General features: G+C 69.3%; 22 protein-coding genes and 1 pseudogene. 17 read left to right on the top strand and 6 right to left on the bottom strand.

The window, feature by feature from the left end:
• Positions 1-3 precede the first annotated feature (3 nt).
• Positions 4-1,323 carry a Mur ligase family protein gene (locus DYE07_RS13755; RefSeq protein WP_038569101.1) on the top strand — a complete coding sequence of 440 codons (1,320 nt, stop codon included), beginning with the start codon at positions 4-6 and terminating at the stop codon, positions 1,321-1,323.
• The gene (locus tag DYE07_RS13750) at positions 1,320-2,240 is read left to right on the top strand and encodes a type 1 glutamine amidotransferase (RefSeq protein ID WP_115297317.1); all 921 of its coding nucleotides are present in this window, start codon (positions 1,320-1,322) and stop codon (positions 2,238-2,240) included. The genes DYE07_RS13755 and DYE07_RS13750 overlap by 4 nt, the downstream gene beginning before the upstream one ends.
• 62 nt (positions 2,241-2,302) lie before the next feature.
• Here DYE07_RS13750 and DYE07_RS13745 read toward each other — a convergent pair whose 3' ends face one another.
• Together DYE07_RS13745 and DYE07_RS13740 are read right to left on the bottom strand one after the other, a co-directional pair.
• Positions 2,303-3,349: a lysylphosphatidylglycerol synthase transmembrane domain-containing protein gene (locus tag DYE07_RS13745; RefSeq protein ID WP_139023593.1), complete on the bottom strand. Its 1,047-nt coding sequence runs from the start codon at positions 3,347-3,349 to the stop codon at positions 2,303-2,305.
• 95 nt (positions 3,350-3,444) lie between these two features.
• Complete coding sequence (locus DYE07_RS13740) at positions 3,445-4,314, bottom strand: PIG-L deacetylase family protein (RefSeq protein ID WP_115297315.1); 870 nt, start codon at positions 4,312-4,314, stop codon at positions 3,445-3,447.
• Positions 4,315-4,338: 24 nt separating this feature from the next.
• On the opposite strand from DYE07_RS13740, the gene DYE07_RS13735 reads away from it, so the two are divergent.
• Both DYE07_RS13735 and DYE07_RS13730 read left to right on the top strand, forming a co-directional pair.
• On the top strand, positions 4,339-5,457 hold the full coding sequence (locus DYE07_RS13735) for a glycosyltransferase family 4 protein (protein ID WP_115297314.1): 1,119 nt from the start codon (positions 4,339-4,341) through the stop codon (positions 5,455-5,457).
• The gene (locus DYE07_RS13730; protein WP_115297313.1) at positions 5,454-6,167 is read left to right on the top strand and encodes an NUDIX hydrolase; all 714 of its coding nucleotides are present in this window, start codon (positions 5,454-5,456) and stop codon (positions 6,165-6,167) included. Before DYE07_RS13735 ends, DYE07_RS13730 begins: the two co-directional genes overlap by 4 nt.
• A gap of 135 nt (positions 6,168-6,302) precedes the next feature.
• On the opposite strand, the gene DYE07_RS13725 is transcribed toward DYE07_RS13730, so the two are convergent.
• Both DYE07_RS13725 and DYE07_RS13720 read right to left on the bottom strand, forming a co-directional pair.
• Positions 6,303-6,650 (bottom strand): hypothetical protein, encoded by a 348-nt coding sequence (locus tag DYE07_RS13725; RefSeq protein WP_006945590.1) that lies wholly within the window; start codon positions 6,648-6,650, stop codon positions 6,303-6,305.
• Positions 6,651-6,701: 51 nt separating this feature from the next.
• On the bottom strand, positions 6,702-7,379 hold the full coding sequence (locus DYE07_RS13720; protein ID WP_115297312.1) for a DedA family protein: 678 nt from the start codon (positions 7,377-7,379) through the stop codon (positions 6,702-6,704).
• Between the two features lie 133 nt (positions 7,380-7,512).
• Between DYE07_RS13720 and pcrA the strand changes: the two genes are divergently transcribed.
• From pcrA to DYE07_RS13680, 8 genes are all read left to right on the top strand, one after another.
• Positions 7,513-10,209: a DNA helicase PcrA gene (gene pcrA, locus DYE07_RS13715; protein ID WP_115297311.1), complete on the top strand. Its 2,697-nt coding sequence runs from the start codon at positions 7,513-7,515 to the stop codon at positions 10,207-10,209.
• Positions 10,210-10,291: 82 nt separating this feature from the next.
• Positions 10,292-10,759: a cobalamin B12-binding domain-containing protein gene (locus DYE07_RS13710; RefSeq protein ID WP_006945578.1), complete on the top strand. Its 468-nt coding sequence runs from the start codon at positions 10,292-10,294 to the stop codon at positions 10,757-10,759.
• 93 nt (positions 10,760-10,852) lie between these two features.
• Positions 10,853-12,037: an ADP-forming succinate--CoA ligase subunit beta gene (sucC, locus tag DYE07_RS13705; RefSeq protein ID WP_006945596.1), complete on the top strand. Its 1,185-nt coding sequence runs from the start codon at positions 10,853-10,855 to the stop codon at positions 12,035-12,037.
• Between the two features lie 16 nt (positions 12,038-12,053).
• On the top strand, positions 12,054-12,953 hold the full coding sequence (gene sucD, locus DYE07_RS13700; RefSeq protein ID WP_062257917.1) for a succinate--CoA ligase subunit alpha: 900 nt from the start codon (positions 12,054-12,056) through the stop codon (positions 12,951-12,953).
• Between the two features lie 218 nt (positions 12,954-13,171).
• Entirely contained in the window at positions 13,172-13,864 is a 693-nt protein-coding gene (locus DYE07_RS13695) for a DUF4352 domain-containing protein (RefSeq protein ID WP_115297310.1), read from the top strand.
• Positions 13,865-13,922: 58 nt separating this feature from the next.
• The gene (locus tag DYE07_RS13690; protein ID WP_115297309.1) at positions 13,923-14,609 is read left to right on the top strand and encodes a DUF4352 domain-containing protein; all 687 of its coding nucleotides are present in this window, start codon (positions 13,923-13,925) and stop codon (positions 14,607-14,609) included.
• A 501-nt stretch (positions 14,610-15,110) separates the two neighbouring features.
• Positions 15,111-16,187, top strand: a complete 1,077-nt coding sequence (locus tag DYE07_RS13685; protein ID WP_147286950.1) for a cell division protein PerM — start codon at positions 15,111-15,113, stop codon at positions 16,185-16,187.
• 60 nt (positions 16,188-16,247) lie between these two features.
• A complete protein-coding gene (locus DYE07_RS13680; protein ID WP_074040318.1) occupies positions 16,248-16,634 on the top strand; it encodes a hypothetical protein in 387 nt (128 codons plus the stop codon).
• Between the two features lie 33 nt (positions 16,635-16,667).
• Here DYE07_RS13680 and DYE07_RS13675 read toward each other — a convergent pair.
• A pseudogene (locus DYE07_RS13675) lies at positions 16,668-16,925 on the bottom strand (type II toxin-antitoxin system PemK/MazF family toxin); the annotation flags it as partial.
• A 342-nt stretch (positions 16,926-17,267) separates the two neighbouring features.
• Between DYE07_RS13675 and purN the strand changes: the two are divergent.
• The 3 genes from purN to DYE07_RS13660 all read left to right on the top strand — a co-directional run bounded on the left by purN (position 17,268) and on the right by DYE07_RS13660 (position 20,627).
• Positions 17,268-17,948 (top strand): phosphoribosylglycinamide formyltransferase, encoded by a 681-nt coding sequence (gene purN / locus DYE07_RS13670; protein WP_115297307.1) that lies wholly within the window; start codon positions 17,268-17,270, stop codon positions 17,946-17,948.
• Positions 17,941-19,551, top strand: coding sequence for a bifunctional phosphoribosylaminoimidazolecarboxamide formyltransferase/IMP cyclohydrolase (purH, locus tag DYE07_RS13665; RefSeq protein WP_006945564.1), 1,611 nt, complete (start codon positions 17,941-17,943; stop codon positions 19,549-19,551). The genes purN and purH overlap by 8 nt, the downstream gene beginning before the upstream one ends.
• A gap of 104 nt (positions 19,552-19,655) precedes the next feature.
• A complete protein-coding gene (locus DYE07_RS13660; RefSeq protein ID WP_115297306.1) occupies positions 19,656-20,627 on the top strand; it encodes a DMT family transporter in 972 nt (323 codons plus the stop codon).
• On the opposite strand, the gene DYE07_RS13655 is transcribed toward DYE07_RS13660, so the two are convergent.
• Positions 20,605-21,141, bottom strand: coding sequence for an SGNH/GDSL hydrolase family protein (locus tag DYE07_RS13655; RefSeq protein WP_172463035.1), 537 nt, complete (start codon positions 21,139-21,141; stop codon positions 20,605-20,607). The genes DYE07_RS13660 and DYE07_RS13655 overlap by 23 nt on opposite strands.
• A gap of 257 nt (positions 21,142-21,398) precedes the next feature.
• On the opposite strand from DYE07_RS13655, the gene DYE07_RS13650 reads away from it, so the two are divergent.
• Together DYE07_RS13650 and DYE07_RS13645 are read left to right on the top strand one after the other, a co-directional pair.
• Positions 21,399-22,256, top strand: coding sequence for a bifunctional methylenetetrahydrofolate dehydrogenase/methenyltetrahydrofolate cyclohydrolase (locus tag DYE07_RS13650; RefSeq protein WP_115297304.1), 858 nt, complete (start codon positions 21,399-21,401; stop codon positions 22,254-22,256).
• Entirely contained in the window at positions 22,253-22,516 is a 264-nt protein-coding gene (locus tag DYE07_RS13645) for a DUF3017 domain-containing protein (RefSeq protein ID WP_006945601.1), read from the top strand. The genes DYE07_RS13650 and DYE07_RS13645 overlap by 4 nt, the downstream gene beginning before the upstream one ends.
• The last annotated feature ends 2 nt before the right edge of the window (positions 22,517-22,518 follow it).

The raw sequence follows: 22,518 nt of genomic DNA, 5'->3' as shown, positions 1-22,518 counted from the left end.
CGGGTGTTGAGAACTGCTGCTGCCGTGCTCGCGGGCAAGTCCGCGCGAATCGCGACGAGGCTGCGTGGGGGCGGAAGCGCCCTGCCCGGTCTCGTCGTCGAGAAGATCGATCCGCGTTTCCTCTCCCAGGCGCTCGCGGACCTGCCGCAGGGCATCGTCGTCGTCACCGGCACGAACGGCAAGACGACGACGACGAAGATGCTCGTCGCGCTGCTGCGCGCGCATGGTCTGCGCGTGTTCACGAACCCGACGGGCTCGAACTTCACGCGTGGCGTCATCTCGTCGGTGCTCGGAGAGATCTCCCTCAAGGGTGGTCTCGACGCCGACATCGCGGTGCTCGAGCTGGACGAGGCGCACTCGCTGCACTTCGCGAAGGTCGTCAAGCCCACGCATGCGCTGCTGCTCAACGTCGCACGCGACCAGCTCGACCGATTCGCCGAGATCGACTACACGGCGAAACTGCTCGCACAGCTGGCGGAACAGACCACGCAGGGCGTCGTCCTCAACCGCGACGACTCGTTCGTCGCGCGCATCGCGGGGCGCCTGGCCGATGGCGTCGAGGTGTCGTACTTCGGTGTCGACGAGACGATCGCCGACCGCCTCGGCGAGCTCATGGAGCAGGACGTGCGCAGCGACGACGACTTCGTCGCGCCGCTCGTCGGCCCGGGTGACGGTCTGCTCAAGCCGCTCGACGAACGTCGCTTCCTCGTGACGTTCGCCGACCGTGCCGACGGCAGCGGCAACGTCGGGCCCATGCAGATGCGTCAGCACGGTCTGGCCGCGATGATCAACGCGACCGCGGCGACGTCGATGGCGCGCCGCCTGCTCGGCGACGCGTTCAGCGGTGAGACGGCGGTGACGGCACTCGAAGCCGTGCAGCCGCCGTTCGGGCGCGGAGAGGTGATCGACGCCGACGGCACCGAACTCGAGCTCGTGCTCGTCAAGAACCCGGCCGGATTCACCGTCGCGCTGTCGACGTACGGGGGCCGGCCGGTCGCGAGCATGGTCGCGATCAACGACAACTACGCCGACGGACGCGACGTCTCATGGCTCTACGACGTCAACTTCGCGTCGCTGCGCGAGCGCGGCGTCGAACTGACGAGTGGGGTGCGCGCCTATGACATGGCCTTGCGGCTCGCCTATGACGGCGTCGAGGTGCGCGCGGTCGAACCCGACCTGCACGCCGCTCTTGATCGGTTCCTCGCCGAGCACGCCGACGAACCGAAGCGCATCTTCTGCACGTACACCGCCATGATGACGCTGCGTCGCACGCTCGCCGAGCGCTACGACCTGCCCGACTTCGGAGAGGACGCCGCCGAATGAGCGAGCAGACGAACCCCCAGCCGACGGCTGCCCCTCGGATCGACGACGACCCCGCGGCGATGGGCGGGGTGCCCACGGATGCTGGGCTGGTCGGCTCGTCGACATCGGGTGAGGTGCAGGCGCGGGTCAACGAGGACCCGGCGGCGATGGATGTCGTCCCGACGACACTGGGCGATCCGAGTGGCCCGAGCAAGGGCCGCGTCACGCTCGTGCACCTGTACCCGCGGGAGATGTCGATCTACGGCGACCTCGGCAACACGCGCTGCCTCGAGGCACGCCTGCGCTGGCACGGTTACGAACCGAACGTCGTGAGCCACAACCCCGGCGACGAACTGCCCGACGACATCCACCTCGTCGTCGGCGGTGGCGGCCAGGATTCGGGGCAGGCGCGTGTCGAGGCCGATCTCGAACGCATCGGCCCGCGCCTCGTCAGCATGGCTGAGGACGGCGTCCCGATGCTCATGATCTGCGGCATGTACCAGTTGTTCGGCAAGGCGTTCCGCACCGTCGAGGGCGAAACGCTGCCCGGTCTCGGCATCCTCGACGTCACGACGCAGGGCAACGCGAAGCGCATGATCGGGCCCGTCGTGCTGTCGACCGAGTTCGGCGACGTCGTCGGGTACGAGAATCACTCGGGTTCGACGGTGCTCGGCGACGGCCAGCGTGCGTTCGGTGACGTGCGTTCCGGTTTTGGCAACAACGGCGAGGACGGCAAGGAGGGCGCGCGCACGCGCAACGTCATCGGGTCGTATCTGCACGGCCCGATCCTGCCGTCGAACCCGAAGCTCGCGGACTTCCTCATCACCGTCGCCGCCGAGCGCGCCACGGGCCGTCCGTTCGAGCCGGGCGAGATCGACGACCACCTCGCCGACGAAGCCCGCGCCCGCCAGGTCGCACGTCTGACGAAGAAGAACTGACCCCGCCACGTCGGGTGTACCTCAGCCGCGAAGGCCGACGAGATTGGCGATTCTTGGTCATATCAGGTCGGCGATGACGACCTGGGCGACGTCGCGGCGTCGAGGACGGGTTGCTTCGGCATGAGCCACCACGCCAGCCAGCCCAGTGCGCCAAGAGGCACCTCGAGCAGGTGTGTGAACAAGGCGAAGACGAGGACGCCGGCAGCTGCGGCGGGTTTGTCCGCGCCCCATGCGACGAGGACGGCGAGGGTGCCGGCCTCCGTCACGCCGAGGCCGCCCGGCGTCACGCCGACGGTCGTCAGCAGGCGCCCGACGGCGTATGCCGCGAACAACTTGCTCAGGGGCATGTCGACGCCGACCGCCTCCATCGTCCGCCAGAACAGCACGAAGTAGACGGCGAGGTACCCGACGACGCCTACCGTCATCGGCGCCCACCCGTGCGCGGTCACGCCCGCCAGACGGCGTCGTTGATCGACGAGCGTCGCCTCGATCTCGAAACCGGGCCGGCGACGTCGCACACGTTCACCGACTCGGCGATCGAGCCACGCGCCGAACCGCTGCGTCAGACCGGGGGAGAGCAGCACGCCGACGAACGCGGCGATGATGACGAGCCCGACGATTCCGCCGGTCAGCGCGCCGCGACGCACTCCCTTCGGCAGGGCGTCCGTCGAGCTGAGCAGCGCGACGCCGAGCAGCGGCATCGCGAGGCGCGCCACGAGGTTCCACACGCCGGTGACGATGACCGACGTCGAGATCGCTGCGGCCTGAAACCCCCAGGAGCGCAGCATCAGGTAGGTCGCGGCGACGCCGGCCGCGCCACCGCCGGGCAGGAGGTTGCCGGCCGCGGACCCTGCGACGTTGACGATGAGCGCCTTGACGTGCCCCAGCCCGGGTATGGAGCCGGTCAGCGCGAAGGTGTAGAGCCACAGCCCGAACGCGACGAGCGCGAACAGTTCGAGGCTGCTCGCCCACCCGAGCAGTTGCAGATGCCGCCCGATCTCGGGCCATGTCGTCTCGCCGAACCACGGCACGCCCCAGTACAGGATCGCCGCGGCCAGGCCGATGCCGATGACGGCCTGCGCGCTCTGCCACGCGTTGGGACGCGGCATCGCGGGCGACAGAGGTGAATCCTCGGAACGGGATCCATGGCCGGACGAGGCGTCAGGCGAGGTGCTCCCGGGCTGACGGGACGACGAGGGCGAAATCACTCGGCGCGGTCCTCGTGCTCGGTCAGCCCTGCGAAGATGTCGTGGCTGACGGGGCCGACGTGGGCGGGGTCGCGGAACCATTCGCGTCCGAAGACGATGTCGTACAGCGGCCGCGGGATGCGCAGGAACGCGGCGAGGGTGCGGTCGGCGTCACCGTCAGCACTCGCCTGTGACGTGTGCGCCGCCATCGACGCTCGCTTCGCGCCCGCTTGACGGAGGACGTTGACGCGATGAGTGATGTCCTTGCGGGCCGAGTAGGCGCGTTCGAAGCCGGCCATGTCGAAGTCGTCGGGGAAACGGTAGAAACGCGCCACGAGGTGCAGCGCGCGCACGAGCAGGTCGCGGGGCGCCGTCGCCTCGAGTACGCGCGGCGTGCCCGCCAGCTCAGCCGCGTGCGCGCCGACCTCATGGACGCGCACGTGGTCGCGGTGGCCGTAGCCGCCGGCGGCGTCGTAGGTGAGCAGGACGTCGGCGTCCTCCTCGCGCAGGATGACGGCGAGCGCCTCGGCTGCTTCCTCGACGGGCACCGTGACGAAGCGCCGCTTGCCCGGCGGGTCGGGAAACACCTGCGGGCCCATGCCCGAATCGGCGTAGCCGAGTGTCTCCAAGCGGGCGACCCCGAGCGCGCGGGCGCTGGTCGATACTTCGTCCCAGCGTCGCGCCGCGAGTTCGTCAGGCGTTCCGTATTCCGACCCGGCGAGGCCGAGCGCGCCGTCCGTCGCCACGACGAGGACGACGTGATGCCCCTGCGCCGCGGCCTTTGCCATCGTGCCGGAGGTGAGCAGCGCCTCGTCGTCGGGGTGGGCATGGAATGCGACGAGGGTGCGTCGCGGCTGGCCGTCTGGGGTGGTGATCATCGTCTTCATCCTCTCGCATGAAAGACTCGTGCCGTGAAGATCGCCCTCGTGTCCGACTGCTATCTGCCGCGTCTGGGCGGCATCGAGGTGCAGGTGCACGACCTCGCGCAGCGCCTGGTGGCGCAGGGGCACGAGGTCGTTGCGTACACCGTCACCCCGGCTCACCGTGAGCAGCACAGCGGCCTCGAGATCGTCGACGGCATCCCGGTGCATCGGTTTTCGCTCGGGTTGCCGCACGATGTCGCGCTCAATCCGATGGCCGTCTCGCAGCTTCGCCTGGCGCTGTCGAAAGGCGGTTTCGACGTCGTCCACGCGCACATCGGCGTCATCAGCGTGTTCTCCTTCGACGCCGTCCGCCTCGCCCTCGATCTGGGCCTGCCGACGGCGGTGACGTGGCACTCCGTCATGGCGTGGGCCGGTCCGCTGCTCAAGCCGCTCGGTTTCGTACGCCGCTGGGCCAAGGGCGGCGCTGCGTTGTCGGCGGTCTCGCAGGTCGCGGCGCACCCGATCCGCGACATGGCCGGCCGCGGCCACGAGGTCGTCGTGCTGCCGAACGGCATCGACGCCGACGCGTGGACGCCCGGCGAGCCGCGCACGGGCGACGAGGTGCGTGTCATCTCGGCGATGCGGCTGGCCACGCGCAAGCGTCCGCTCGAGTTCTTCTCGGTGATGAAGGCGGTGCACCGCGAGGCACCGAACGTCCGGCTCGAGATCGCGGGGGAGGGCGACCTGCGCCCGAAGCTCGTGCGCGCCGTCGACCTCGCCGACGCCCACGAGTGGGTCTCCTTGCCAGGACGCATGACGCGCGCGCAACTGCACGACCGCTACCGCGCCTCAGACCTGTACGTCGCGCCGGCGCGGCTCGAGTCGTTCGGCATCGCGGCGCTCGAGGCGCGCTCATCAGGGCTGCCCGTCGTCGCGCCGTCGACGAGCGGCGTCTCGGAGTTTGTCACCTCGGGCGTCAACGGGCTGCTCGCGGGCGATGACGACGACCTCGCGCAGGCCATCATCCGCCTCGCGCTCGACACCGACCTGCGCCGGACGATGGCCGAGTACAACCGCACGCATCGCCCGGCGCAGACGTGGGATCAGGTCGTCCGTCTCGCCGAGGCCGAGTACGCACGGGCCGCGGCACTGCGAGCGGCGCGATGAAGGGCGACGGCGTCCCCGACATCCCGATCTTCGTGCGGGGTCTGGAGGACGGTCGCGAGGTGCTGCGTGCCCGGTTGGCGCAGGGCATCGCGCCGCGGCGTCAGGTGCGCGACGCGGGGTTCAAACCGATCGCCCTGCGCACGGCGACACTCGTCCATGACGGCGTCGAGCTGACGTTCGAGGTCGCGCGCATGCATGCGGCTCATCATCGCCTCGCGGGTGTCGCGCGCGCCGCCGGCCCGGTCGATCTGGTGCGCCAACGCCTGGCTGCGTACGCGGTCGTGACGAGCGAGAGGGGCGTGCTGCTGACGCAGCTGTCGCGCGAGACGGGGCGTCCGGGGCTGTGGATCCTGCCCGGGGGCGGGGTCGAGGCCGGCGAGGCGCCCGAGGCGGCCGCCGCGCGCGAGGTCTGGGAGGAGGCCGGGCAGCGCATCAGCGACGCGCGGTTGTGGGACGTCTCGTCCTCGCACCGCGTCGGCGATGGCAGGGAGGGGATGGTCGAGGACTTCCACGCCGTCCGCCTCATCTACTCGGCCCGCTGCGACGAGCCCAGCGAACCCACCGTCCACGACGTCGGGGGCTCGACGCAGCACGCGGCGTGGTTCGCGGCGGCCGACGTGGTCGACCCCACCTCCGACGGCTACCCGAGCGGCGGCATGGCTCCCTGGGCGCTCGAATCGCTGCGGCAGGTGCTCGGCTCCTCAGGTTGACGCCGAGCCACCCACGAGCCATCCACGAGCCCAGCCGGCGACCGGATGCGTCGACGGGGCGTGGCCACCGACGGCGAAGCGGGTGCGTCGACGCCTCATGCGTCGTCGCACCCGCTCGTCATGCGGGGTGGTCGGTCAGTGCCAGAAGATCGCGACGATCACGTTGATGACGGCGAGCGCAGCGGCGGCCTGGACGAGCGGCGCGGCGCTGTCGCCCTTCTTCTCCTTCGACGAGGAGACTTCGAGCAGACCTGCGACGATGAGGGCGATGACGAGCTTCACCGCGACCCACGTGTGGTCGAGCGACCAGTGCTGCGACTCGGCGACGCCGACCATCGCGAGCCCGCTGAGCAGCTGCAGGCGCGCGCCCCACACCATCGCGGGGATGGCGCGCGGCGCCTTGAGGACAGCGAGGAAGCCACCGACGATGGCGGCCATGCCGAGCAGGTGGACGAGCAGGAGGATTTCGTTGAGCGTGGACATGCCACAAGGGTAGGCGTTCGCCGCTCCAGCGGTGCTCAGGTGGAGCGCCCGTCAGCTCACCGCGCGCGGATCGGCGGGGTTGACCTCTTCACCGGCGGCGCGCTTGCGTTCGGCGTACTCGGCGACGTTGGCGCTGATGCGCTTGCGGGCGACCGTCGTCAACACGATGCCGAGGACGATGGCGGCGCCGAGCCCGATGTAGGAGAAGTTCTTCATCCACTTCTCGGCGATCTTGCCGAGGAAGTGGACGCCGTAGGCGGTGCCGCCGGCCCAGCAGATGGCGCCGAGCACGTTGGCGGCCAGGAAGCGCGCATACTTCATGTGCAGCGAGCCGGCGAGTGGGCCGGCGAAGATGCGCAGCAGCGCGACGAAGCGTCCGAAGAACACCGCCCAGATGCCGTGGGTGTGGAAGGCGTGCTTCGCGTACCCGATCGTCTCGTCGTTGACATGATGGGGGAAGCGTGGACCGAGCCACGCGAACAGGCGCTCACCGAAGTGTCGACCGACGTAGTAGCCGATCGAGTCGCCGATGACGGCGCCGAGGATGGCGGCCAGTGCGACGAGGTGGATGCTGACGTGCGGGTGCGGCCCTGAGGCGAACAGCGACGCGGTGACGAGCATGATCTCGCCGGGCAGGGGGATGCCGACGCTCTCGAGCAGGATGATGAGACCGGTCAGCACGTAGACGGCCGGGGCCGGAATCGCATCGAGAATCGCCTGAACATCCACGCCCCAAGGGTAGGCGACGATGCCGCCCGCGCCCGCCGCCTCGAGCCCGATGCCCGCAGCCGCGCTTGGCCGCGCGGCCGCCGCGCTCGTCGCCTGCGCGGTTGTCGGTTCTCACTTCTAGACTGGCCTCATCATGAGTGGCCTCTTCGACGACCTTCCGCTGACCGCTGCCGACGCCTCCCGTCCCTCCTCCAGGAGCGGTACCGACGCGTCGCCGTCGCGTACCCCGAGCACGGAGGCTCCCGCCGGGGCCGCCGCAGTCGATCCGGGGGCGGTCGACGCGTCCGGCATCCCGTTGTGGGCCCTGCAGGAACCGCCGCCCGACGAGGCCCCCGCCGACGCCGGCACATGGGGCGACGACGCGCCGATGCTGGGTCGCGGATCGCACTGGGGTCGCCCCGATTCGGGCCGCGGCACGCGACGTTTCGAGGCCGATCCTGCGAGCCTGCTCGAGGGCATGAACCCGCAGCAGGCGCAGGCCGTCGAGCACTTCGGGACGCCGTTGCTCATCGTCGCGGGCGCCGGTTCGGGCAAGACGCGCGTGCTGACGCACCGCATCGCCTACCTGATGGCGGCGCGTGGCGCACAGCCCGGCCAGATCCTCGCGATCACCTTCACGAACAAGGCGGCCGCCGAGATGCGTGAGCGCGTCGAGCAGCTCGTCGGGGGTGCGGCGAACGCGATGTGGGTGAGCACGTTCCACTCCGCGTGCGTGCGCATCCTGCGCCGTGAAGCCAAGCATGTGGGGTTGCGCTCGACGTTCTCGATCTACGACGCGGCCGACAGTCAGCGCCTCATGGCGATGGTGACGCGCGATCTCGACCTCGATCCGAAGCGCTACCCGCCGAAGTCGTTCAGTTTCCAGGTGAGCAACCTGAAGAACGAGCTGATCGACGCCGAGGAGGCCGCGAAGCGCGCCGAGACGGATCAGGAGCGCAAGGTCGCCGAGGCCTACCGTCTCTACCAGCAGCGCCTGCGGCAGGCGAACGCGCTCGACTTCGACGACATCATCATGACGACGGTCACCATCCTGCAGGCGTTCCCGCAGGTGGCCGAGCACTACCGGCGCCGCTTCCGGCACATCCTCGTCGACGAGTACCAGGACACGAACCACGCGCAGTACGTCCTCGTGCGCGAGCTCGCCGGCGGTGAGCACGCCTCGGGCGGCATGGCGAGCCAGGACGCCGAGGGCGATTCGCGCGCCACGAGCGCGGTACCCATGGCCGACCTGTGCGTCGTCGGTGACGCCGATCAGTCGATCTACGCCTTCCGTGGGGCGACGATCCGCAACATCGTCGAGTTCGAGGAGGACTACCCGAACGCGACGACGATCCTGCTCGAGCAGAACTACCGTTCGACGCAGAACATCCTCGGCGCGGCGAACTCCGTCATCGAGCGCAACCCGGAGCGTCGCAAGAAGAACCTGTGGTCCGATCAGGGCGACGGCGAGAAGATCGTCGGGTACGTCGCCGATTCCGAGCATGACGAGGCCGCGTTCGTCGCGCGCACGATCGACAAGCTCGGCGACGATCACGGCGTCAAGCCCAAGGACGTCGCGGTGTTCTACCGGACGAACGCTCAATCGCGCGCGCTCGAGGAGGTATTCGTCCGTGTCGGCCTGCCGTACAAGGTCGTCGGTGGCACGCGGTTCTACGAGCGCAAGGAGATCAAGGACGCGCTCGCGTACCTGCGCGTCATCTCGAACCCGGCCGACACCGTCAACCTGCGCCGCATCCTCAACACACCGAAGCGCGGCATCGGTGACCGCGCCGAGGCATGCCTCGGGGCGCTCGCGGAGCGGGAGCGCATCACATTCATCGAGGCGCTCGCGCGGGCCGACGAAGCGCCGGGCATCGCGACGCGGTCGGTGAGCGCCGTCAAGGGCTTCACCGAGATCCTCGAGAGCCTGCGGCAGACGCGCGAGTCCGGTAGCGGCGTCGGCCCCCTCATCGAGGCGATCCTCGAGCGCACGGGGTATCTGAAGGAGCTGCGCACGAGCAAGGATCCTCAGGACGAGACGCGCATCGAGAACCTCGCCGAGCTCGTCGCCGTCGCCAACGAGTTCGACGACAACTACCCGGGCGCGACGCTCGAGGACTTCCTCGAGCAGGTCTCCCTCGTGGCCGACGCGGACGAGATACCGAAGGACGCCGAAGATCAGGGCGTCGTCACCCTCATGACGTTGCACACCGCAAAGGGCCTCGAGTTTCCGGTCGTATTCCTCACCGGCATGGAGGACGGCACGTTCCCGCACATGCGCGCTCTCGGCGACACGAAGGAGCTCGAGGAGGAGCGGCGCCTCGCCTACGTCGGCATCACCCGGGCGCGCGAGCGCCTGCACCTGTCACGCGCTGCCGTGCGCAGCGCGTGGGGTGCGCCGCAGTACAACCCGCCGTCGCGCTTCCTCGGCGAGATCCCGGAGGAGTTCGTCCACTGGGAGCGCGAGGCCACGGCGTTCGCGTCGTCCCAGCCGCGCGGGTACGCCGCGTTCGGCAGCGGGGGCGGTTCGCCCTACGGCTCGGGTGGCAGCAGGCACGACGATGACGGCCCCGTCATCGGGCGCGGCTCCGCGCCGGTGGCGCGGATGTCGTCGAGCGGTCGCAGCTCCGGGGCCGGTTCGTTCTCGACCACGAAGAACTCCGCCGTCGGCCGCGGCATGCGCGAGATCCCGAACCTCGACGCCGGCGACAAGGTGACGCACGACAGCTTCGGCCTCGGCACCGTCGTGCGCGTCGAGGGTCAGGGCGACCGAGCGATGGCTCACATCGACTTCGGCGACGGCCCACCCAAGCGCCTGCTCCTGCGCTACGCGCCCGTCACGAAGCTGTGACACGCATGAGTTGAGGATCATCAACTGAGCGGAGGGTGTGGCGGGCGTTACAGTGCGAGTAACCGCCCGAGAGGATTGAGTCATGGTCCAGCACGCGCCTGCCACGAACGCCACCCCTACGAATGCCGCCACGAACGGCTCCGATCGACTCCGCGTCGTCGTCGCGAAGCCGGGCCTCGACGGCCACGACCGTGGTGCGAAGGTCATCGCGCGGGCGTTGCGCGACGCCGGCATGGAGGTCATCTACACGGGCCTGCACCAGACGCCGGAGCAGATCGTCACGGCTGCGGTGCAGGAGGACGCCGACGCGATCGGCCTGTCGATCCTGTCCGGTTCGCACATGACGCAGTTCGAGCGCCTGATGACGTTGCTGCGCGAGCAGGGCATCGACGACGTCGTCGTCTTCGGTGGCGGAATCATCCCCGAGGGCGACATCAAGCCGCTGCTCGACATGGGTGTCGCGCGCATCTTCACGCCCGGTGCGCCGACGCACGAGGTCGTCGCGTGGGTGCGCGAGAACGTCGGGGACGCGGCGTCCGCACACGCCTGAGAGCACCGGCGCGGACCCCTGGTTACCCCCGCACGGCAAAGCGCGTTAAAGTCACAAGAGGAACACTCCTTTCAACGATGAGGATGGATTCGCGTGGATCTCTTCGAGTACCAGGCGCGCGACATGTTCGAGGCGCACGGCGTTCCGGTGCTGGCCGGCCAGACGGCCACCACCCCGGAAGAAGCCAAGGCAGCCGCCGAGCAGATCGGTGCGAAGTCGGGCGGTGTCACCGTCGTCAAGGCCCAGGTCAAGACCGGTGGTCGCGGCAAGGCCGGCGGCGTCAAGGTAGCCAAGTCGGCTGACGAGGCCGAGCAGTACGCCAAGGACATCCTGGGCATGGACATCAAGGGCCACACCGTGGGCACCGTGATGATCGCCCAGGGCGCCAAGATCGCCGAGGAGTACTACTTCTCGATCCTGCTCGACCGAGCGAACCGCAGCTACCTCGCGATGTGCTCGAAGGAGGGCGGCGTCGAGATCGAGCAGCTCGCCGTCGAGCGTCCCGAGGCACTCGCGCGCATCGAGGTCGACCCGAACGTCGGCATCGACGGCGCGAAGGCTGACGAGATCGTCAAGGCCGCCGGGTTCGACGACGAGACGGCCGCGAAGGTCGCTCCCGTGCTCGTCAAGCTGTGGGAGACCTACCGCGACGAGGACGCGACGCTGGTCGAGGTGAACCCGCTCGTCAAGACCGAGGATGGCGACATCATTGCGCTCGACGGCAAGGTGACGCTCGACGAGAACGCTGGCTTCCGTCACCCCGACCACGAGGCTCTCGAGGACAAGGCCGCGGCCGACCCGCTGGAGGCCAAGGCCAAGGCGCTCGACCTCAACTACGTGAAGCTCGACGGCAACGTCGGCATCATCGGCAACGGTGCCGGCCTCGTCATGAGCACGCTCGACGTCGTCGCCTACGCCGGTGAGGACTTCACCGGCGGCAAGGCCAAGCCCGCCAACTTCCTCGACATCGGTGGCGGCGCCTCGGCGGAGGTCATGGCCAACGGTCTCGACGTCATCCTGAACGACGAGCAGGTCAAGAGCGTCTTCGTCAACGTCTTCGGTGGCATCACGGCGTGCGACGCCGTCGCCAACGGCATCGTCGGCGCCCTGAAGAAGCTCGGCGACGCGGCGACGAAGCCGCTCGTCGTGCGCCTCGACGGCAACAACGTCGAAGAGGGCCGTGCGATCCTCTCCGACTTCAACCACCCGCTCGTGACGGTCGTGGACACCATGGACGGCGCAGCCCGCAAGGCTGCCGAGCTGGCCGCGGCCAACTGAAAGGGATCTGACTTCCATGTCGATTTTTCTCAACGCTGACTCCAAGGTCATCGTTCAGGGCATGACCGGCTCCGAGGGCATGAAGCACACGGCGCGCATGCTCGCCTCGGGCACGAACGTCGTCGGTGGCGTCAACCCGAAGAAGGCCGGCCAGACGGTTGACTTCGACGTCAACGGCGAGACCAAGCAGGTTCCGGTCTTCGGCTCCGTCAAGGACGCCATGGCCGAGACGGGCGCCAACGTCTCCGTGATCTTCGTGCCGCCGCCCTTCGCCAAGAGCGCCGCGGTCGAGGCCATCGAGGCCGAGATGCCGCTGGCGGTCGTCATCACCGAGGGCATCCCGGTGAGGGACTCGGCCGAGTTCTACAACTTGAGCAAGGGTTCGAAGACGCGCCTGCTCGGCCCGAACTGCCCGGGCATCATCAGCCCCGGCGAGTCGAACGCCGGCATCATCCCGGCGAACATCGCCGGCAAGGGCCGCATCGGCCTCGTCTCGAAGTCGGGCACGCTGACGTACCAGATGATGTACGAACTGCGTGACTTCGGTTTCTCGACGGCCATCGGCATCGGCGGCGACCCGGTCATCGGCACGACGCACATCGACGCGCTCGAGGCGTTCCAGAACGACCCCGACACCGACGCGATCGTCATGATCGGTGAGATCGGCGGCGACGCCGAGGAGCGCGCTGCGGCGTACATCAAGGAGAACGTGACGAAGCCGGTTGTCGGTTACGTCGCGGGCTTCACCGCCCCCGAGGGCAAGACGATGGGCCACGCCGGCGCCATCGTGTCCGGTTCCGCGGGCACGGCTGCCGCGAAGAAGGAGGCCCTCGAGGCCGCCGGCGTCAAGGTCGGCAAGACGCCGTCCGAGACGGCCGCTCTCATGACGGAGATCATGAACAACCTCAGCAAGTGAGGCGGATTCACCGAACGTCGCTTCGGTGATCTCGACGAACGCCCCCGCATCGGCTCGCGCTGGTGCGGGGGCGTTCGTCGTGTCGCCGAGGTGCCGACGACATGGCCGCGAGAAGTCGGCGCACGGATGGAACCAGTAATCATGCAGCGGCGTCCCAGTGACGGTTAAGTTATGAATGATGACGCGGGCGAGAGTCCGTCGACCTGGGAGGGATCGTCATGGACTTGAAGCAAGGGTTCGGTCTCGTCGGAGCTGTGGGCGTGACGTTGTCGGTGGGTGCGTGCACGAGCGTCGACGGTTCGTCGCCGGCGGCGAGCGCGTCTGCGCCGCCGAGTGCCGCCGTGTCGTCGAACGCGGCCGCTCAGACTCCTAGCGCGGCGACGCCTGCTGCCGCGCCCGAGTCGTCGTCGGCGCCCGCCACGTCCGCTGGTGCCGCGTCGAGCGAGGCGGCCGCGTCGTCTGCGCCGGCGTCCGATCCGCTCGGCTCCGGCCAGCAGGGGCTCGTCACCACGAAGGTCGGTGCGGAGGCGAAGACCTCGAAGTTGTCGGTGAAGGTGACCAAGGTCGTCGACCCGGTGCCGGTCGGCGATTCGGCGGTCTTCAAGCCGGGGGCCGGCAAGAAGTGGGCGGCCGTGTCGATGACGGTGACGAACGTCGGCGGCACACCGATCAACTTCAGCCCGTCGATGTGCATCGACGCCAAGACGACGACGAACGGGTCGGCGTCGGCGTCACTGTTCGCCGATTACGGTTCGCCGATGGATTCGTCCACCCTGCACAAGGGTGACGCCGCGAGCGGGGACGTGACGTTCGAGCTGCCGAAGAACCAGAAGCTCAAGTCCGTCGACGTGCGATGCTCCCTCGACTTCGCCGGGGATCAGCGCACCATCCGCGTCGACCTCGCCCACTGACCACTTCACCCTCAGCCCGGGCACGCCGCGGCTCGGACGCACCGAAAGGAACACCCAGATGAAGACCACCGCACGCACGATGGGCCTGGCCCTGCTGGCCGGAACGATGACGCTCGGCACGAGCGCCTGCACCCAGGTCGAGGGCGGCGCGTCCCAGGCCACGTCGGCCGCGAACAGCGCGGCGCCGTCCGTGGCCTCGGCCGCGTCGTCGGCTGCGGGCGAGGCCACCTCGGCGGCCCCGAGCGCCACGTCGCCGGCCTCCACGCCCGATCAGAGCTCGAGCGCGGCTGCACCGACGACGAGCGAGTCCCCGTCCTCCGACACCGGTACGGGCGACTCGGGAGACGCGTCGGGCCCCAAGACCGGCAAGGTCGGTGAAGAGGTCAAGACGAAGCAGATGTCGGCCAAGGTCAACAAGATCGCCGACCCGATCACCCCCGAGAACGACTTCGACAAGCCGGGCAACGGCAACCACTTCGTCGCCGTCAACATCACGATGACTAACCTCGGCGACAAGAATCTCAACGCCGGCACGACGTGTCTCAAGGTGAAGCTCGACGACAACACGTCCGCGCGCGAGGACTTCGCCTCGTACGGGCAGCGTCTCGACTACGGCACCCTCTACAAGGGCGACACGACGACGGGTGACGTCGTCTACAAGGTGCCGAACGGCAAGAAGATCAAGACGATCGACGTCAAGTGCGGTTACGGCGACGAGCAGGCCATCCGCATCCAGGCCAAGTGACGTTTGCGTTCCGTCAGGTCTGAGCGCTCTCGGCGCCACATGGCTTCGACCCGTGCGGCCGAGGCTCACGCCTCTCGCTGATCCCGCCACCTGCTGTAAGTGGCGGGATCAGTCGTTCCTGCGGCGAGCCTCGAGCATCGGCCCAGCGCGGCCTGAGAGGATGGCCGGGCCATGAGTGATCGTCGCCCCCGCAGTTCTTCGTCCGCCTCGTCTCCGGCGAACAAACGCCCTCGACCGCAGCGCCCGCAGCGTGCGGGCGGCAGTTCACCCGCGCGCGCGGGTGCCCGTGACGGCGTGGGTGGCGGCTCCCGCCCGCCGCGACAGAGCGCAGCGTCTCGTGACTCGGCGTCACGAGGTTCGACAGGACCGTCTCAACGAGATGCGGCGCGCACCGGGGCGAATGGTCGCTCGACGAACGAATCGCGACCGGCCGGGCGCCCGCACGTCCCGCTCGCCTTCGGGTACGGCATCGTCGCGGCGCTCGCGTCACTCGTCGTCCTCATGGTCCCGGTCTTCGCCGCGTGGACGCTCGATGCACAGTCGACGTCGTCGTGGAACGACACACTCGGCGTCGCCATCGACCTGTGGGCGCTCGCACATCGCGGGCACGTCGTCGTCGACGGCATCACGGTCGTCTTCAGCCCGCTGCTGCTGACGCTCGGTTGCGTGCTCGCCGCTTGCTTCGGCGCGCGCGCCGCGTTCCCCGACGAACGGCTGCGCGCCCCGGACCTGCGCGCCATCATGCTCGCGTACGTCGGGGGATACGTGGTCGCGGCGCAGGTGCTCGGCATCGTCGCGGGGCTCGGCCACAGCCACATCCACTGGTGGTCGCTCATCGTGGGCCCGGCGCTCGTGGCCGCGCTCGGCGTGGCGTGGACGGCCTGGCACGAACGCAAGCACTCGCCCGAACTCGCGGCGCTCGACGAGGTCGTCGTCGAGGCCACCCCGCTGCTGTTGCGCCGTTCGCTGTCTGCGGGCCTGCGCGGCGCGGGCCTGTTCGCGGCGTTGTCGCTGCTGCTGCTCGTCGTGCTCATCGCCTGGCACGCGCCGCGCGTGTGGGCGGTTCAGCAAGCGCTCGCGCCCGGTGTCGTTGGCGGCTGCCTGCTCGTGCTGGCGCAGGTGATGGCCCTGCCCAACCTTCTCGCCCACATGGCGGGGTGGACGACGGGCGCGCCGTTCGAGGCGGGTGCCGTCAGCATCGGCCACTCCGGGATGACGCCCGGCACCCTGCCGATGGTCCCCGTCCTCGGGGCGCTGCCCGACCACGTCGGGCCGTGGGCCTGGGCGGCGCTCGCCGTGCCCATCGGCGTCGGCGTCTTCATCGGCTGGGCCTCGGGCCGGGCACTCACCCGGTTCGCGAGTCTGCGTGCGAAGCTGACGGTCGCGGCGAGCGCCGCCGCCGTCACGACGGTGACGTTGTGGCTGCTGTGGTGGTTCTCGACGGCGTCGGTGTCGCGGGGGCTGCTCGAGTACGTCGGCCCGTCGTGGCAGGCGTGGCTCGTCGCGCCGCTACTGCTCGTGCTGCCCGCGCTCGCGACGGCGGCGGCGCGTCACTGGCGTTCGAGCCACCAGACGTGACGCGACGTACGTGGCCCGTGCGGCGGGATCAAATCGTCGTTCTCGATCGTTGGGAGTGCTGTGAGTGAGATGCCCCAGCTGCCGCCCGGTCTGCGCAACAACGTCCTGTCGCTGCGGTATCTGCTGCTCGGGTTCCTGCTGTCGTGGCTGCCGCTGCCCGCGTCGGGCCTGGCCGCCATCCCGTTGGCGTTGTCGCTCTTCTACGGCATCCGCTACCTGCGCGACGTGCGCCGCGCCGGCGTCGCGGGTGCGTTCGGGCCGAACCTCGTCGGCCTCGTGCTCACGGCTCTCCTGCTCGCCATGACGGCCGCGCCGCTCGTGCACTACGAACGCACGAAGAGCTATCAAGAGTGCCTGTGGGGCGCCAACACCAACCAGGCGCGCGAATCCTGCGAGAGCTCCTACAGCCAGAACCCCAACGAGGTCGAGAAGTTCTTCTTCAACTGAGCCCCGCGTGGCGTCCTCGGCATCATCGCCTGGTCACGTGAGGGCCAGAGCCACCGTGAGGGCAGCATCGACGCGCTGCATGATGTGCGGTGGTAACCCGCTCCCGGGGTGCACGTGGTCGTCGTCGTAGAGCACCTCGATGTCGTCGCAGAGGACGCTGCCGAGGAGTTCTTGGCCCGCGCGACTCGCGCCGCTGAGCTCGATCGGGACGATGCTCGGCAGCGGCGGCTTCGTCGAGGTCGTGACGCGCACGACGAGAGCACTGCGCAGATGGGTGTTACGGGCGTTGTTCGAGACAACGAGTCAGGGTTTCTCCCCGTGGCCGAGGTCGCACCAGTAGATCTGGCCCCGGTGCATCGTCACCGCTGTGAGCCTGCCGCGTGTTCGTCGTTCGAGCGACGCCGTTCGCGCTGATCGCGGTGCGCCCGATTGCTCCGAACATGCTCGAGGTCGTCTCCTGTCTCGTGCGATGCGTACTCCGCATAGGCCGGGTCGAGCCGATATGAAGCATGAAAGGCTGCGCCCATCGCAGCAGGTCGCAGCCGTGCCTCACGAGCGGGCGCGTGCAGCTTTCCACCCCTCAGGATTAGCGGGTTCGCAGTCGCTGCTTCGTCAAGCACGGTCGGTAGGGTTATGCACGTGAGTGCCACGCCGCAGCTGCGCCCCGACACCCGACCGCTCGAGGTCGTCGTCCTCGTCTCCGGCAGCGGTTCGCTGCTGCAGGCGCTCATCGACGCAGAGGCCGACGCGGCCGCTCGCGGTCAGCGCTCGCCGTTCACGATCGTCGCCGTCGGTGCCGACCGCGAGTGCGCCGGTCTCGAGCGCGCGATGCGCGCAGGCATCCCGACGTTCGTCGTCGACACCGCCCATTTCGCCGACCGCGACGCCTGGGACGAGGCGCTCGCCGACGCCATCGAGCGCAGCTTCGACGACGACTCGGGCGACCCCGATGCGCCGCCGCACCTCGTCGTCTCGGCCGGTTTCATGAAGATCTTGGGTGCGACGACGCTCGCGCGCCACACCGTCATCAACACGCATCCGGCGCTGCTGCCGAGCTTCCCCGGCGCGCACGGTGTGTGGGATGCCCTCGCTCACGGCGTCAAGATCACGGGTACGACGTGTCACGTCGTCGACGCCGGCGTCGACACGGGCCCGATCATCGCGCAGCGCGCCGTCGAGGTGCGCGCCGATGACGACGAAGACTCGCTCCACGAACGCATCAAGGTCGAGGAGCGCGACATGCTTGTGGACGTCGTCCGCAGGTTCGCACGTGGTTGGTCCATCAACGGCAGGACGGTTTTGATCAATGAGTGACGGTTTGCGCCCCATCAAGCGGGCCCTCGTCTCGGTGTACGACAAGACGGGTCTGGAGGAGTTGGCACGCGCCCTGGCCGACGCCGGCGTCGAGATCGTCTCGACCGGTGGTTCGAGCAAGCTCATCGCCGGTCTCGGCATCCCGGTGACGCCCGTCGAGGAGCTGACCGGTTTTCCCGAGTGCCTCGAGGGTCGCGTCAAGACGCTGCACCCCAAGGTGCACGCGGGCATCCTCGCCGACTCGCGCAAGGACGACCACCTGGCGCAGCTGCGTGAGCTCGGCGTCGCACCGTTCGACCTCGTCGTCGTCAACCTGTACCCGTTCGCCGAGACCGTCGCGTCCGGCGCGAGCATCGACGAGTGCGTCGAACAGATCGACATCGGCGGCCCGACGATGGTGCGCGCGGCCGCGAAGAACCACCCCACCGTCGCGATCGTCACCGACCCGTCGCGCTATGACGACGTCATCACCGCCGTCAACGGTGGCGGCTTCACGCTGCAGCAGCGCACCGAGCTCGCGCGTGAGGCGTTCGTCCACACCGCGTCGTACGACGTCGCCGTCGCGACGTGGATGGGGGAGAACCTCGCCGGTTCGGACGACGAGGCGACGGGCGATCAGTTCCCCGACTGGATGGGCGCGACGTTCACGAAGGCTGCGAGCCTGCGCTACGGCGAGAACCCGCACCAGGCGGCGGCCCTCTACACGTCGGCCGACGCGAGCGGCCTCGCCCAGGGCGAGCAGCTGCACGGCAAGGAGATGTCGTACAACAACTACGTCGACGCCGACGCCGCCTACCGCGCCGCGTACGACCACGGTGACGTGCCGACGGTCGCCATCATCAAGCACGCCAACCCGTGCGGCATCGCCGTCGGCGCTCCCGACGAGGACATCGCCGCCGTGCACCAGCGCGCCCACGAGTGCGACTCGACGAGCGCGTTCGGCGGCATCATCGCGACCAACCGCCCGGTGACGAAGGCCATGGCGGACACGGTGAAGGACATCTTCACCGAGGTCGTCGTCGCGCCGGCGTTTGACGACGACGCCCTCGAGGTACTCACCGCGAAGAAGAACCTGCGCCTCGTCACCGTGCCCGCGCCCACTGCGGGTGGTTTCGACATGCGCCCGATCAGCGGTGGTCTGCTCGTGCAGGAGCGCGACATGATCGACGCAGAGGGCGAGGACAAGGACGGTCGCACCACGGGTGACGACCCTGAGCGCTGGCAGCTCGTCGCCGGCGAGGCCGCGGACGAGGCCACGATGCGTGACCTCGAGTTCGCGTGGCGTGCGGTGCGCGCCGTGAAGTCGAACGCGATTCTGCTCGCCAAGGACGGTGCGTCGGTCGGTATCGGCATGGGCCAGGTCAACCGCGTCGACTCGTGCAACCTCGCCGTGACGCGTGCGGGCGCCGAGCGGGCCCGTGGTTCGGTGGCGTCGTCGGACGCGTTCTTCCCGTTCGCCGACGGCCTGCAGATCCTGCTCGACGCGGGCGTCCAGGCCGTTGTCGCGCCGGGTGGGTCCATTCGTGACGCCGAGGTCATCGACGCCGCGAACAAGGCCGGCGTCACCCTGTACTTCACCGGTACGCGTCACTTCGCGCACTGAATGACACCTCTGATCGACAACCCCCAGATGGCGGGTTTGGCTCAAGATGGCCTGAACGTCGGCCACATCTTCGGCCAAACCTGCCATCGTCGCGGTGCCCTGCGATGAAGCGTGACGCCAGAGCCTCCTCCGAGGCGCTTGCCCTCACTGCCGCGTTCTTCGGTGGGGCGTGCCTGTCGTTGCAGGCGCGCTTCAACGGGACGCTCGGTGAGCCGTTGTCCGAGCCGCTCGTCGCGGCGGTGTGGAGCTTCGGTTCGGGGCTCGCGCTGCTCGTGCTGACGCTCGTCGTGCCGAGCCTGCGCCGCGGCGCGGGTCGGCTCGTCGACGCGATTCGGGCGGGGCGTCTGCGCTGGTGGGAGTGCCTCGGCGGCGTTCTCGGCGGTGCGTTCGTGGCGGTGCAGACGAGCACGGTCGCCATCCTCGGGGTAGCGGTCTTCATCGTCGCGAGCGTCGGTGGCCGGGCACTCGGCGGGCTGCTCGCCGATCACGTCGGTGCCGGCCCCAAGGGGCGCACGCCGATCACCCCCGCTCGCGCGCTCGCCGGAGCGTTCGCCGTCGTCGGGGTCGGCATCACGGTGAGCGGCCAGCACGTCCCGGGTGGCATCGCGATCCTGCCGGCCCTCGCCGTCATCATCGCGGGCGTCATGACGCAGTTCCAGCAGGGTCTCAACGGGCGCGTCAGTGCGCGGGCAGGTAGTTCGTACGCGACGACGCTGCAGAACTTCCTCGTCGGCGTGACCGCTCTCGTGGTGTTCGCCGGTGCGCGCGTGCTCCTCGGCTTCACGCAGTGGCAGTGGCCGCACGACGCTCCCTGGTGGGCGTGGCTCGGTGCGCCGCTGGGCATCGCGTTCATCGGGTTGTCGGCGTGGGCGACGGAGCACATCAGCGTGCTCGTGCTCGGGCTCATGGGCATCATGGGGCAGCTCGTCGCGGCGCTCGTCATCGACCTGCTCGACCCGGTGGCGCGCGAAGGTGTCGATGTGCGCACCGTCGTCGGCATGGTCGTCACCGCTGCGGCGGCAGCGGTGGCGGCACGCTCCGGTGGCCGACGGGCTACTTCAGACGCGCGTTCGTGAGCTCGGCGAGGCGCTTGCAGCCCGCGTCGTTGGGGTGCAGGCCGTCAGGGCTGATCCACTCAGGGTGACCGGTGAGCGGGAAGTCGAGATCCAGCCACGTCGCACCTGAGCTGCGCACCACGGGTGCGGCGGCATCGCGCAGCCGTACGAGGTCGGGTGGGGGAGAACTCGCCGGTCCGATCGGTGCGATGATGACGACGCGCGCCTCGGGGACGTGCTTCGTCACCGCCGCGAGCGTCTCGCGCAGGCCCTCGACGATGGTCGCCGTCGGCACGCCGCGGGCGACGTCGTTCCATCCGCCGGAGATGATGACCGTGCCCGGCTTCGACGCTGCGGCTCGTGCGACCTGGGAAGCGTAGTGCTGCGTCGGACGCCCCACGTCGTAGCCCATGCCAGGCACGGCGACGTTGATCTCGTTCCACCCGCGCTCAGCGCTCAGGACGGTGGTCCATCGCTTGTCCGGTGAGCTCGCCTCCGAGCCGGCGGAGTAGCTGTCGCCGACGAAGGCCACCACGGGGCGTCCGCTCAGGCTGGTGAGGGCGCGTCGGCGACCGGGGCTGACGAACGGCGGTCGACGACGAGGAACAACGCCACGACGAGCACCCCGACGACGAGTGCCACGAGCGCGGGAACGCGCCACGCCACTCGCCGCTCGGCACGCTCCTGTCATACGACGACCGTACGCGTGAGCCCAGGTCGATCACGAGCGTCCCGTCACACCCCGGTGTGAGCGCCGACCGCGCGCCCGAGGCGTCTGGCAGGATTGGGGCCATGACTGCGACGACGCTCGACGGAAAAGCCACCCTCGCGACGATCAAGGACGAGCTGCGCGGGCGCATCGATGCGTTGAAGGCGCGCGGCATCACGCCGGGCCTCGGCACGGTGCTCGTCGGCGATGACCCGGGCTCGCAGTGGTACGTCAATGCCAAGCACAAGGATTGCGCGGAGATCGGCATCACCTCGATCCGCAAGGATCTGCCGGCCACCGCGACACAGGCCGAGGTCGAGGCCGTCATCGACGAGCTCAACGACGACGAGAACTGCACGGGCTTCCTCATCCAGCAGCCGACGGGTCTCGACGAGGTCGCGCTGCTCTCACGCGTCAAGCCGGAGAAGGACGTCGACGGTCTGCACCCGGTCAACCTCGGCAAGCTCGTGCTCGGCGAGGAGGCGCCGCTGCCGTGCACGCCGATGGGCGTCATCGAACTGCTGCGCCGTTACGACGTTCCGCTGAACGGCGCGGAGGTCGTCGTCGTCGGGCGTGGGCTGACGGTGGGGCGCCCGCTCGGTCTCATCCTCACACGTCGCAGCGAGAACGCGACGGCCATCCTGTGCCACACCGGCACGAAGGATCTCGCAGCTCACACGAAGAACGCGGACGTCATCGTCGCCGCCGCCGGTGTGCCGGGGCTCATCACGAAGGACATGGTCAAGCAGGGTGCCGCAGTGCTCGACGTCGGAGTCAGCCGCGTCGACGGCAAGGTGGCCGGTGACATCGCACCGGACGTCGCTGAGGTCGCCGGATTCATGTCGCCGAACCCCGGCGGCGTCGGCCCGATGACGCGTGCGCTGCTGCTGACGAACGTCGTGGAGGCCGCCGAGCGTGAGGCCGAGGCTCGGGGTCGGTGAGTCACTTCAAGGTCGGCGTCCCGTGGCTCGTCGTCGTGCTGCCGGTCGCGTTGGGCCTCGCCGTCGTCTTCGGCGGGCATGTGCGCGTCGGCGGCATCCTCATGGCCGTGGGTCCGCTGCTGGGGGCGACCATGCGCGCCGTCTTCCCCGAGCGTGTCGTGCCGGATCTCAAGGTGCGTTCGCGGGGCACGGACGTCGCGTTGTACGCGCTCGGTGCGATCGTCACCTTCGTCGCCTTCACGGGCGTCAAGCTCGGTTAGGT

This window comes from Dermacoccus nishinomiyaensis (assembly GCF_900447535.1).
Taxonomy (GTDB): domain Bacteria; phylum Actinomycetota; class Actinomycetes; order Actinomycetales; family Dermatophilaceae; genus Dermacoccus; species Dermacoccus nishinomiyaensis.
This window is presented reverse-complemented; position numbering and strand designations above follow the sequence as displayed.